The organism is Methylobacterium sp. J-078 (assembly GCF_022829285.1).
Lineage (GTDB): Bacteria > Pseudomonadota > Alphaproteobacteria > Rhizobiales > Beijerinckiaceae > Methylobacterium.
Window position 1 is genome coordinate 143,839 of record NZ_JAKSYI010000118.1, and the last position, 10,928, is coordinate 154,766.

The 10,928-nt window shown below is 63.1% G+C and carries 13 protein-coding genes; 5 read left to right on the forward strand and 8 right to left on the reverse strand.

Annotation, left to right across the window (positions count from 1 at the left end):
- Positions 1–336 (forward strand): chaperone modulator CbpM, encoded by a 336-nt coding sequence (locus MKK58_RS20165; protein ID WP_279578480.1) that lies wholly within the window; start codon positions 1–3, stop codon positions 334–336.
- On the opposite strand, the gene MKK58_RS20170 is transcribed toward MKK58_RS20165, so the two are convergent.
- A complete protein-coding gene (locus tag MKK58_RS20170) occupies positions 317–841 on the reverse strand; it encodes a hypothetical protein (protein WP_243914227.1) in 525 nt (174 codons plus the stop codon). The genes MKK58_RS20165 and MKK58_RS20170 overlap by 20 nt on opposite strands.
- 331 nt (positions 842–1,172) lie before the next feature.
- Here MKK58_RS20170 and MKK58_RS20175 point away from each other — a divergent pair, with 331 nt between their 5' ends.
- The 3 genes from MKK58_RS20175 (at position 1,173) to MKK58_RS20185 (ending at position 4,012) form a co-directional block, all read left to right on the forward strand.
- Positions 1,173–2,543 (forward strand): MFS transporter, encoded by a 1,371-nt coding sequence (locus MKK58_RS20175; RefSeq protein ID WP_243914230.1) that lies wholly within the window; start codon positions 1,173–1,175, stop codon positions 2,541–2,543.
- Positions 2,544–2,612: 69 nt separating this feature from the next.
- On the forward strand, positions 2,613–3,599 hold the full coding sequence (locus MKK58_RS20180; protein ID WP_243914231.1) for a 2-hydroxyacid dehydrogenase: 987 nt from the start codon (positions 2,613–2,615) through the stop codon (positions 3,597–3,599).
- Positions 3,600–3,637: 38 nt separating this feature from the next.
- Positions 3,638–4,012 carry a hypothetical protein gene (locus tag MKK58_RS20185; RefSeq protein WP_243914233.1) on the forward strand — a complete coding sequence of 125 codons (375 nt, stop codon included), beginning with the start codon at positions 3,638–3,640 and terminating at the stop codon, positions 4,010–4,012.
- Between the two features lie 259 nt (positions 4,013–4,271).
- On the opposite strand, the gene MKK58_RS20190 is transcribed toward MKK58_RS20185, so the two are convergent.
- The 4 genes from MKK58_RS20190 to MKK58_RS20205 all read right to left on the reverse strand — a co-directional run bounded on the left by MKK58_RS20190 (position 4,272) and on the right by MKK58_RS20205 (position 7,488).
- Positions 4,272–4,937, reverse strand: a complete 666-nt coding sequence (locus tag MKK58_RS20190) for an HD domain-containing protein (protein WP_243914234.1) — start codon at positions 4,935–4,937, stop codon at positions 4,272–4,274.
- 42 nt (positions 4,938–4,979) lie between these two features.
- The gene (locus MKK58_RS20195; protein ID WP_243914238.1) at positions 4,980–5,417 is read right to left on the reverse strand and encodes a DsrE family protein; all 438 of its coding nucleotides are present in this window, start codon (positions 5,415–5,417) and stop codon (positions 4,980–4,982) included.
- Between the two features lie 139 nt (positions 5,418–5,556).
- Complete coding sequence (locus MKK58_RS20200) at positions 5,557–6,504, reverse strand: MBL fold metallo-hydrolase (RefSeq protein ID WP_243914240.1); 948 nt, start codon at positions 6,502–6,504, stop codon at positions 5,557–5,559.
- 156 nt (positions 6,505–6,660) lie between these two features.
- On the reverse strand, positions 6,661–7,488 hold the full coding sequence (locus MKK58_RS20205) for an alpha/beta fold hydrolase (RefSeq protein WP_243914242.1): 828 nt from the start codon (positions 7,486–7,488) through the stop codon (positions 6,661–6,663).
- Positions 7,489–7,808: 320 nt separating this feature from the next.
- Between MKK58_RS20205 and MKK58_RS20210 the strand changes: the two genes are divergently transcribed.
- Complete coding sequence (locus MKK58_RS20210; RefSeq protein WP_243914243.1) at positions 7,809–8,750, forward strand: GlxA family transcriptional regulator; 942 nt, start codon at positions 7,809–7,811, stop codon at positions 8,748–8,750.
- Between the two features lie 246 nt (positions 8,751–8,996).
- Here the strand turns inward: MKK58_RS20210 and MKK58_RS20215 are convergent, their stop codons facing one another.
- The 3 genes from MKK58_RS20215 to MKK58_RS20225 all read right to left on the reverse strand — a co-directional run bounded on the left by MKK58_RS20215 (position 8,997) and on the right by MKK58_RS20225 (position 10,867).
- Positions 8,997–9,443 carry a GlcG/HbpS family heme-binding protein gene (locus tag MKK58_RS20215; RefSeq protein ID WP_243914244.1) on the reverse strand — a complete coding sequence of 149 codons (447 nt, stop codon included), beginning with the start codon at positions 9,441–9,443 and terminating at the stop codon, positions 8,997–8,999.
- Positions 9,443–10,153 (reverse strand): hypothetical protein, encoded by a 711-nt coding sequence (locus MKK58_RS20220; protein ID WP_243914245.1) that lies wholly within the window; start codon positions 10,151–10,153, stop codon positions 9,443–9,445. Before MKK58_RS20220 ends, MKK58_RS20215 begins: the two co-directional genes overlap by 1 nt.
- 66 nt (positions 10,154–10,219) lie before the next feature.
- A complete protein-coding gene (locus tag MKK58_RS20225) occupies positions 10,220–10,867 on the reverse strand; it encodes a BON domain-containing protein (RefSeq protein ID WP_243914252.1) in 648 nt (215 codons plus the stop codon).
- Positions 10,868–10,928: the final 61 nt, after the last annotated feature.

A 10,928-nucleotide genomic window follows, 5' to 3' on the forward strand; every position in this document is an offset into this window, starting at 1 on the left:
ATGAGAGAGTTCATGGTCCGCGCAAGCGTCGAGACCGCGGTCCTGCATGCGTGGATCGATACCGGCTGGCTCATCCCCGACGGGACCGAGGGGCGATGGACGTTCCGCGAGATCGACCTCGGCCGCGCTCAGCTCATCCAGGACCTGGAGCGCGACTTCGGCGTGAACGACGAGGGCATCGTCCTCATCCTCGATCTCGTCGACCGGATGAGCGGCATGCGTCGCACCCTCGGCCATCTCGCCGTGGCGATCCGCCGGGAACCGGAACACGTCCAGGACCGGATCGCCGATGGGGTCCGCGAGGCCAGTCGGAACGTCACCGAGCTTGCCTCCTGAGACGGACAGGGTGTCCAGCGGCCGTACCACGTCCGCCGACTGGCGATGATCGGTCTTGGTTGAGCAATCCTCGCTCCGCCGCTCCGCGGAATGGCGACACCGAGGCGGTTTCCGAAGTGATGTGATCGCGTTGATCCTGAGTGGCCGAGCGCTGGGATTCCACGACCGTTCGCGTGATGTCGAGCCCGGCGGTCACCACGATGGCAAGACCGAGGACGACCGGCATCGAGACGGCGGGCTCTGCCATCGGCGAGGCGAGGACCGCGTCCGGCGGCACGAAGGCCCGTTGCAGGAACCAGGGTGAGACCGCCACCCATGCGCCCAGCACCCCCGAGCCCCACCGCGTCCAGGGCTCCGGCTCGGGCCCGTCGAGGAAGGCCAGGCCCATGACGGCGAGACCGCATCCGGTCGCGCTCAGCATGGCGGGGAAGTTGCCCGTCTCGATGAAGAGGAAGGGCGTCAGGACGACGAGCGCCCCCAGTACGGCCGAGATGCCGTCGAGCATGCCTCCGACGTCGTTCCCGGCCCCGGGGGACCTTCGTTGTTTCCCGCCCATGTCACCCGCTCCACGTGGGCCGATCACGGTCGCGAGCGAGGTCCGCCCATCGAGGTGCCGGCAAGGAACGAGCTTAGGGCCGGCAGGCGGGCGGTATCCTTGATCCAGCGCAAGGCTTCGTCCCGAGCCCCGACCTAGGGTCTTCGTGTCCCCTCGGTCGCTCGCAGGACGCGTCCCCTCATCAGGGGCTCTCGGTGCTGCGAACGAACACGGAAGAGCATGCCTCCCGTGGGGACATCACGAAACCGCGGCCTGCCGCGAATGCCGGAGAGATCTCGAAATGGTGGACGCGGCAATCGCCACGGGCGATCCAAAAGGCCTCTCGGTGGCCCCACCCGCAGGTGGACGATCCGATCCCTCGCCGCCGGTCGAGCTCAAGCTCCTGTTCCTCCTTTCCTGGCTGCTGTGCGCGGTCTTCTACTTCTTCCAGTATGCGGTGCGTTCGGCGCCCGGGGTGATGCAGGCGGAACTGACCTCGGCCTGGGGTGCCAACCACATCGGGACGATGATCTCGGCCTATTACGTCGCCTACGCGGTGATGGCCCTGGTCGCAGGCGTCCTGCTGGACCGGTACGGTGCCCACCGGACCATCCCGTACGGCATCGCCGTCGTCGGCCTCGGATGTCTCGTGTTCGCGCAGGGCAGCGAGGCGGCCGGCATGATCGGCTTCGTCCTCCAGGCGACCGGGGCGATCTTCGCCTTCGTCGGTTCGTCCTACGTGGCGGCCCGCTACCTGCCGACGCGCATGCTGGCGCTGTTCATCGGCCTCACGCAATGCCTGGGCATGGCCGGCGCGGCGTTCGGATCGAAGCCGGTCCACATGGCTATCGACCCCGCTGGCGGATTTAATGTCCCCTGGCAGCACGTCTGGATCGCGTTCGCGGCGATGGGGTTCGCCCTGGCCCTCGCGACCTGGTTCGTGATGCCGCGCGAGACCGGCGACAGCCCGAGCCACCATGCCGAGTTCTCGGTCCCCGCCCTGCTCCATCCGTTCAAGGTCATCTTCGGTAATCCGCAGAGCTGGCTCGCCGGCATCGTCGGGGGCCTTCTGTTCCTGCCCACCACCATCGGCGCCCTGGTCTGGGCTACCTCGTTCCTCCATGCCGGCGAGAACCTGACGATGGCGGAGGCCGCGTCCGACGCCGCCATGGTGCCCATCGGCTGGGTCATCGGCTGCCCGCTGCTCGGATACGTGTCCGACAGGCTTGGCCGTCGAAAGCCGGTGCTGCTGGGCGGCGCCCTGCTGATGCTCGCGGCCGGCCTGACGGCCATCTACGTCCCGGTCGGTACGCTGCCGCGCTATTCCGTGGCCCTGGTGCTCGGCATCGCGTCCGGGGCGGCGATGATCCCCTTCTCGATGATGAAGGAGACCAACCCGGCCCAGGTGAAGGGGACGGCGGCCGGGGTGATGAACTTCCTCGTCTTCGTGACGACGGGGATCGTGTCGCCCTTCATCTCGCACCTGATGCTGCCGAGGCAGGGCGTCCCGCTGACGCTGTCCGACTTCCAGACCGCCTTCCTGCCCTTGGTGGGCGGCGTCGTCCTGGCCCTGATCCTCGCCCTGTTCCTCCGGGAGACCGGAACGGCCGAGCAAGGTCCCCTGGTGCGCGGCGCGGACGGCCCTTCCGTCCGAACCCTCGCCCCGGCCTGAACCTCGCTCCCGGGCTGAACGGCCATGACGCCTTCGCCCCGCCAAACCGCTAGCCCAAGGATTGATCACATGGACGTCGCGGTCTTCAGCACCAAGCCGTACGACCGGCGCTTCCTCGACGCCGCGGTCGCGGGCCGTCACACCCTGAACTACATCGATGCGCGGCTCGACCGGACCACGGCGGTCCTCGCCGGCAAGGCCGAGGCCGTCTGCGCGTTCGTCAACGACGCAGTCGACGCGGCCGCCCTAGACACCTTTGCGAGTCTCGGGGTGCGCCTGGTCGTCCTGCGGTCGGCGGGTTTCAACAACGTCGACCTCGCCGCCGCCAAGCGACATGGCATCCTCGTCGCCCGGGTCCCAGCCTACTCCCCCGAGGCCGTTTCCGAACACGCCGTAGCGCTGATGCTGTCGCTCGACCGGCACATCCACCGCGCCTACGCCCGTGTCAGGGACGGCAACTTCGCCCTCGACGGCCTGCTCGGCTTCAACCTGCATGGCCGGACCGTGGGAATCGTCGGGACCGGCCGGATCGGGCAAGGCGTCGCCAGGATCATGCTCGGCTTCGGCTGCAAGGTCATCGGATACGACGTCGAGCCGAGCCCGGCCTGCGAGGCCATGGGCGTCGTCTACCGCCCGCTGCAGGACCTGCTCGCCACCTCGGACATCATCTCCCTGCATTGTCCCCTGACGCCCGAGACGCGCCATCTCATCGATGCGGCCGCCATCGGGGTGATGAAGCGCGGCGTGATGCTGATCAACACGAGCCGCGGCGCCATCGTCGATACCAAGGCGGTGGTCGCAGGGCTGAACGAGGGTCGGATCGGCCATCTCGGCCTCGACGTCTACGAGGAGGAGGAAGAGCTTTTCTTCGAGGACAAGTCCGACGCGGTGATCCGCGACGACATCTTCGAGCGCCTGCTGATGTTCTCGAACGTGCTCGTCACCGGGCATCAGGGCTTCTTCACGGTCGAGGCGATGACGGCCATCGCCGAGACAACCGTCGCCAACATCGACGCATTCGAACGGACGGGACGACCGGTCCACGAAGTCCTCTGATCCCACGGAGGTGCGTACCTTCACCGCTGGAGAACACCATGCTGCCCCACGTCACCCTGACCCTCGCCCGCGGCCCGGATTTTCCCGACGGAAGCGTCGACCGCGGCTACGAGATCGATGCGCCGCTCGGCGCCGGCGGAGAGCTCGATCCGGCGCTCTGGCGCGAGATGCGGGACCTTTGCCGCGTCCGCCGGTTCTGGCTCGGCGAGCCGAACCGCGACGGGCGCCTGGTCCACCGGCAGGGGGGCTTCGGCGGTGGCACCTGGCTGATCGACTACGACGACAGAACGACGGATGACGACGAGCCGGGCTACAAGTTGGGTAGCCACCGCTTCGTCGAGGGCGAGTACGTCTCGATCCGCGACGACGGCATAATGCGGACCTTCAGGGTCTCACACGTTCGCTTATCGTGAAAATTCTCCGAAACCAATGTTAATCTTGTAGGATCGAATTTGATATACTGATAAACGCCCGCGCTATTGCAAAATAGGCGCATATTTTTGAAGAAAAACTGATGTTATATTATTATAGTCAGATTAAGTCATAGAGAATAAATTCGCCGCTAAGGCAGATTTCAGTGTATTAATCCCAGATTGATCAGGGTAATATTTTTGAGAACGACGGTATATTTAATGCCGGCCCGTCTACAGGGCGAGCGTCTCAGGCGTGCAGTCAGCGGCCGCATCCGGGCGCGTGATCACCGCCCGGCCAGCGCGAGTTGCGGATGAGGTTGCAGAAATTTCCTCTGCGGAAGCTCGGCTCTTTGTCTGCGATTACGTCGGCCTTGACGTTGCCGAAGGTGGTGTCCGGCTTATGCCGGATGCCGTCGTAGAACGCCTGGATGATACCTTCCTTGAAGTCCGGTGCGCGCGGGAAGGCTGACACGATAGCCTCGCGCTCGACCTCGGAATAATCCGCGTAGGACAAACCAAGCACGTCCATCTCGACGCCAGCCGTGAGGAGCGCGACAACCGCATGCATGTGGACTGGAATGCCAGGGGTCGTGTGCAGGGCGATGGCGGTCCAAACTGTATAGACATCCGCCTCCGGCACCCCGTGGGCCTTCAGGAAGTCGCGGGCCGCGTTGGCACCGTCAACCTCAAAGCGTTCGTTCGCGCTACTGTAGTTTGCCATCAGTCCGACGTCGTGGAACATCGCACCGGCATAAAGGAGCTCCCGGTCGAAGCTGAGACCGCGATGGACACCGGCTATGGCACCGAACTGGTAGACCCGACTTGAATGGTTGAAGAGCAGTTCGGTTTCGGTGTCCCGAACAAATGCCGTGACGGCACGGGCAAGCTTGCTGTCGGGAACGAATGCCTCGATGGACGCGCTCATGATCGGGTCTCCTTTGCGTTAGGGGAAACTTCAGAAAGCTGCTCACTCAGAGATTTTGACGAACCCCTGCTGCACAAGTTGGGCGGTCCGCGCCATCGCGTCCGTATTGACGGCGATGTCCGGGAGCAAATCCTTGTTTGTCCAGCCATGTGCCTTTGCGGTAGCGCCGCAGAGCTCTACCCGTACGCCGCGTACTACAAGGTCAGTCACAAGCGATTTGTACGGATTGCCAGTCGATATGTGTCGTTCGCCATTATAGGCGTCATCGTGAAGCATCACGTGCCCGGCATTGGTATGGAAGACAGCGATAACATCCGATCTTGCGCCCCAGTCGGCGATGTCCCCGGTGATAAGCTGGAGATGAAAAATGGACGCCGGCAGGTCGCCCTCGAATGCCAGTGCGCTTATGCTGAATACGATTCTGAGCTCGTCCAATTTCACGGGAATGTCGATGCGAAGCGCTTCTGCTATATGTGTCATGGTCATTGATCCTATAAATGGCTGAGGTGGCTGTGATGCCAAAACCGCTTTCGGGTTTCGCGCGGCTCACGTCATAAATCGGGGGCGATGACTGTCCTGCCTTGCCTGGACCTTGGTGCAAGGAAGCTCGGCCGCGATTTCAGACGCCCCGATAGACAAGCGCCGTGAAGAGCTTGCCGCTGATGATTGAGCGACCCCAAGCCGCGTCATGGTCCTTCGTCGGCTCGGCTGCCTGAACTTGCTCCAGCGTCATGCCTTTCTGCTTGAGTGCCGCAACCCGATTACGAATTGTCACAAGCATGTCGCGGAACGCCGTCTGAGAGCCTAGGTCACCTACAGGTCCATGGCCGGGAACGATGATCGTGTGAGCGGTCGACATGGCAATGTTAGCATCGGCTGCGGTGATGGCACCGTCGATACTTCCACCGCCCACATAGTCGATGAATGGATATTGTCCGTTCCAAAAAGTATCGCCGGTGGCAAGAACATCGGCGTTGACGAAATAAACGGAGATATCCCCGTCCGTATGCCCGCTCGTATAATGGCGAATACGGATTGTTTCGCCATTTTCGTAGAGCGTTTTGTCCCCTGCGACGGAGAGGTTGGGCAGTTCGGCGACTGGCTTGGGTCGAAAGGTGTTGCCCCATTCGACGACACGGATCGTTTCTTCTTGGCGACTGATGGCAACCGGGTCGGCCATGATGCTGGCGCCTTGGGCGCGGACCCATCCGGCACCGTCGGCATGATCCCAGTGCCAATGCGTGACGATGGCCAGTCGAATCCCGCCGGGTCCGATTGACCGCAAAGCATCGAGGATCATGGCTTTGGAGACGGCGATGCCGACGTCCACCAGAAAGAAGCCCTCGGGCCCGGGTAGTGCGGTGATGTTGCCCCCGGAACCGTCGAGCATGCTGACTCCGCCTCGCAGCGGGTGGACGTTGATCGGGCCGGCCTTTGCCGCGGCGTTGATCGCTTCGAATGGCGTGGAGTTCTGAGCCTGGGCAGGGGCTGGCCCGAGCAGGGGGAAGGTAAGAGACAGCGCCAACATGAGGCTTCGGCTGCTTCGACGGTCGATACGGGTGTTCATGTTCGCTCCTCGGTGCGAAGGCAGGCGGCGATGGCAGGCCGTGGATAGCTCGCTCGATGGATCGCGAGGGTGCCTTGGCTGCTTGCGGCCCAATGAGGCCTGGTACCCGGGTCACTTCGCCTCGACGGTCGCAGGCAGCGACCGTCGAGGGCGCATTCAAGACCGGATGAAGGACAGGATGTCTGCGTTGATCACGTCGGCATGCGTCGTCGCCATGCCGTGCGGGAAACCGGGATAGGTCTTCAACGTGCCATTCTTAAGCAGATCCGAAGCCACTCGCGAGGTTGTCGCAAGTGGTGCGACTTGGTCATCCTCTCCGTGCATCAAGAACACGGGTTGCTGGATGTTCGTCAGATCAACCGTGAAATCGGTGTCAGCGAAGGCACCAATGCAATCGAATTGCGCCTTTATGTCACCAATCATGGCCTGCTTGAACCAATTATCAGTGACTGCGGATGATACCCCCGCACCAGTTCTATTGTATCCGTAGAAAGGACCTGTCGAAAAATCCCTGTAGAATTGTGCGCGATTGCCGAGAATGCCGGCACGAATGCCGTCGATTACCTCCGGCGGTACGCCGTTCGGGTTGCTTGGGGACCTGCCGAGCTTCGGGGGAATTGCCCCGATCAGCACTGCCTTGGCGACCTGCCCCCCGCTGCCGTATCTTGCGACATAGCGGATCACCTCACCGCCGCCGGTCGAATGCCCGATATGCACCGCGTTTCGCAGGCCCAAGTGGAGCGCCACCGCAGAAACATCGGCAGCATAGGTGTCCATGTCATTGCCCTGGGACGACGGGCTTGAGCGACCATGGCCACGGCGATCATGTGCGATCACGCGATAGCCCTTGTCGGCAAAGAACATCATCTGGGTGTCCCAGTCATCGCCGCTTAGCGGCCAGCCGTGGTGGAAGAAGATTGGCTGGCCGGCTCCCCACTCCTTGTAGAAGATCTCGGTTCCGTCCTTGACCTTGATCGCGCTCATTGGCTTATCTCCAGATCTCTTTGTCCGGTCATTCCCGATGTGGAGAGGGCGTTGCCGACAAGTGCAAGGCTTGAGAAGGCCGCCCTCCCAAAAATGAGTTCCCACTTCGCAATATTGACCAGTGGCTTCATTCCAGGATTTATTTGCGAAGTTATAATCGGGCTCCACGAGAATTAAGCGGCGACTTCGCCGAGCTCTCTCTGATAAGGTACGGCGGCGCGGACAGTGATCGGCCGAACCGACAAAACAGGAGGAAGAAGCGACAAATGGCATCCGCACCTCCGCCGCTTGGGATCGCCATTGTAGTCAGGGAACGGACGATGCTCGGCATCGTGCACGGTCTGACGGATCTGTTCCGGATGACCGACGATCTCAGCCGCGCGCGCCTTGGCTCAAACGATCCAGTGCTGCGGATCAGTCACTTCGCCGATACTGGCGCTGGCGGGATCGTCAGGACGTTCGATTCACTTCCCGGGATGGCTCAACCCGGGGAGAGCATCGCGCGCGTCATCATCATCCCGCCTCGCGAGACCGCAATCCTCGGCACGGAAATCGCGCCGAAGTGGTCGGACTGGCTCATCGGGCAGCATGCCGGAGGAGCTGTCCTGACGTCGATTTGCGGAGGCACGTTCCTTCTCGCACAGACAGGGCTTCTTGATGGGCGTCGCGCCACGACGCATGCCTGCAGCGTGCCCAATCTAACGGCTCTGTTTCCGGCGATAGAATTCGATGTCGATGCGGTTCGAACCGAAGATGACGACATCATTACCGTGGGCGGTATTATGGCTTGGACCGATCTCGCTCTCGTCATCGTCAGGAGGTTGCTAGGTACCGCAGCGATGATGGAAATCGCGGATTTTATGATGATCGAACCGCCTAATCGCGAGCAGCGGTTCCACAAGACATTCCTACCGGACATGAACCATGGCGATACCGCCATTCTCAAATCCCAGTATGAACTCCATGCCCGTGCGCCAGCCGGAATCACTGTGAACGATATGGCTCAATGGTCGGGCCTGGAGATGCGAACCTTCGCTCGCCGCTTTCATGGTGCCACCGGTCTGCGGCCAAATGAATATCGCCTCAAACTGAGGATGGAAAAAGCGCGTGAGCTCCTCGAAGCCAACACAGTCCCTATTAGTCAGGTGGCCTCTGATATCGGCTATGGCGATATCGCGTCGTTCCGTCAGGCTTTTGCCAAAGAGATGGGGTTTCGCCCAAGCGACTATCGTAAAAAGTTTGGTCATAGTTTGACGGGATAAAACCTTGGCAAATGGGCGGCTTTTCTCAAAAAGATGGCACTCAATAAATTGCTGGTCCGCGTATGGGGCGAATGCTCGGGTTTCGGGTCTGCACCAACTCTGCCTCATCACCGCAGGCCGATGCTTCTGGTCCGATGAATGAATGACTGTTTTCGGAAGATACCTGCAGCTGACTACGCGGCTGTCATGAGTTGCAAGCGGGCCCATAGCGTAGCCCGGATATCCAGGTTGCCATCACTTCAACGTTCATGCCGTCCCCGTTTTTACCGGCATGCGCCATGCCGCAGCGGTCGCGCAGGCGACGTCCTGTTCCAGGGATGCCTCACCGTAGACTCCGATGGCGCCTATCAGGGTTCCATGCCGTCTCAGGGGAATGCCGCCGCGCTCGTGAAAGGCCGCGGTCCCTTCGCCCTCGACGACCGAACAATAGAGGTCATCCCCGGGCGGAGGCATGAACTCGCTGGGTTCGCCCGAAACCGCGGAGGCCACGGCCTTGCCGATGGCGCCGCGCGCGGTCATGCAGCCGGCACCGTCCATCTTCGAGAAGGCGACGAGGCGACCCTGGGGGCCGCAGACCGCGACGCTTACGGTGATCCCGAGCCGGCGGGCCTCGGTGACGGCGCGCCCGACGATTGCGGTCGCCTCCTCAAGCGTCAGTTCACCGGCATCGACCATGGAAACGCGGGCGTTCATCACTTGGCGTCCCGGGTCAGCATCTCGCGGCCGAGCGCCAGCAGCTGTCCGTCGGTGGCGGCCGACAGGTCGATGGTCGCGGTCGCCACGACGCGTCCCTGCGTCTCGTAGTGATGCTCGCGCAGGCGATCCGCAAGAACGGCCATCGCGCTGGCCTTGCCGGTGCCATGCCCGACGATGGCGATGCGCGGCGCGTTCACGACGGCGGCAGCGATGCGGTCGTAGTAGCCGAGGTCCTCCGGCGCGCGTTGCCCGCGATAGTTGCCGTCCTCCTTGTGGGAGAGATGGTGGATGGACCCGTTCGGATCGTAGGGGCGCAGCGTGGTCTCGGTCTCGCCGCCCACAATCTCGGGGTCGAGGCGATAGATCCGGGCGTCGTGGTGGTCGACGACGATGAGGGCGTCGCTCTCCGCCGGGGTCGGCGAGGCCTCAAGGATCTCGGTGGAGTAGGGCGACAGCCCGGCATCCTGCATCAGGTGGCGCAGGCGCTCCACCTCGCGCGGGTCCATGTCCTTGTCCCGCGGGCGGAGGAAGGTCGCCGTCCGGCCGGCGAGGGTGAAGCCCCACTTGTCGTCGCGCTTCTCCTCGGCGCTGCCGATCCGCCCGACGAAGGCCACGACCTCGCGCCATTCGAGGTTGTTGCTGGTCGGGTGATGGAATATCCGGCCGAGGAGGGTCCGGTCGTGACCGTGGATCTGGGCATTGATCATCGGAAGTGGTTCCTGACGGACTCCGCACCGGGCGGCCTGCCCGGTGCGGTGGCGTGGTCGGTTCGCTCAGACGACGCGGATGTCGTTGTCGACCGTCGTGGCACCGGGGGCGCCCCAGGCCGTCCAGCCGGCCATCTGGCGGTCGTACCAGTTGTGGACGGTGCCGCTGAGGTGGACGACGCCGCCGTTGGCGCTGACGTTGATGGTCTTCGGGTCGTACCAGCTGCGATGCAGGGCATGCGTGATGTCGGCGCTGATGTCGGTCGCGTTCGGGCGCGGCTTGATCGTCACGTTGTTGGCGATCCCGACGACGCCGAGCATCCCGCGGATGTCGTGCTCGGCCGCGGCCTTCTGGAACTGCCACTCGACCTGTCCGGTGAGCGTGACCCAGCCGTTCTCGACCGTGACCTTCACGGTCTCGTCCGGAACCGAGACGTTCCAGTCCAGGCGCTGGACCACGGCCGCCGCGATCTCGTCGTCGTTCCGCTTGGCGTGGTGGGGAAGGCGGACCTCGATCTCCTCGGCGACGGCGCGGACGCCCTTCACCCGGCCGGCGGCCTTCTCGGCGGCATGCTTCTCCATGTAGTTCTGGACGTGACCGGTCAGGGTCACGACGCCGTCCTTGGCGGTCACGCCGATATGGGCGGCGGTCACGCTCGGCTCCCAGCCGAGCTCGGCGATGACGTTGGCCTGCAAGGTCTTGTCGACGGTCATGATGTTCTCCGTGGTTGGGGACTGAAGGGGGCGCCGCACGCGCCTAGCGATGGCGGCGGTC

Coding starts and splice junctions, on each gene's coding strand:
- MKK58_RS20165 (WP_279578480.1), top strand. CDS start 1: ATGAGAGAGTTCATGGTCCGCGCAAGCGTCGAGACCGCGGTCCTGCAT.
- MKK58_RS20170 (WP_243914227.1), bottom strand. CDS start 841: ATGCTCGACGGCATCTCGGCCGTACTGGGGGCGCTCGTCGTCCTGACG.
- MKK58_RS20175 (WP_243914230.1), top strand. CDS start 1,173: ATGGTGGACGCGGCAATCGCCACGGGCGATCCAAAAGGCCTCTCGGTG.
- MKK58_RS20180 (WP_243914231.1), top strand. CDS start 2,613: ATGGACGTCGCGGTCTTCAGCACCAAGCCGTACGACCGGCGCTTCCTC.
- MKK58_RS20185 (WP_243914233.1), top strand. CDS start 3,638: ATGCTGCCCCACGTCACCCTGACCCTCGCCCGCGGCCCGGATTTTCCC.
- MKK58_RS20190 (WP_243914234.1), bottom strand. CDS start 4,937: ATGAGCGCGTCCATCGAGGCATTCGTTCCCGACAGCAAGCTTGCCCGT.
- MKK58_RS20195 (WP_243914238.1), bottom strand. CDS start 5,417: ATGACACATATAGCAGAAGCGCTTCGCATCGACATTCCCGTGAAATTG.
- MKK58_RS20200 (WP_243914240.1), bottom strand. CDS start 6,504: ATGAACACCCGTATCGACCGTCGAAGCAGCCGAAGCCTCATGTTGGCG.
- MKK58_RS20205 (WP_243914242.1), bottom strand. CDS start 7,488: ATGAGCGCGATCAAGGTCAAGGACGGAACCGAGATCTTCTACAAGGAG.
- MKK58_RS20210 (WP_243914243.1), top strand. CDS start 7,809: ATGCTCGGCATCGTGCACGGTCTGACGGATCTGTTCCGGATGACCGAC.
- MKK58_RS20215 (WP_243914244.1), bottom strand. CDS start 9,443: ATGAACGCCCGCGTTTCCATGGTCGATGCCGGTGAACTGACGCTTGAG.
- MKK58_RS20220 (WP_243914245.1), bottom strand. CDS start 10,153: ATGATCAATGCCCAGATCCACGGTCACGACCGGACCCTCCTCGGCCGG.
- MKK58_RS20225 (WP_243914252.1), bottom strand. CDS start 10,867: ATGACCGTCGACAAGACCTTGCAGGCCAACGTCATCGCCGAGCTCGGC.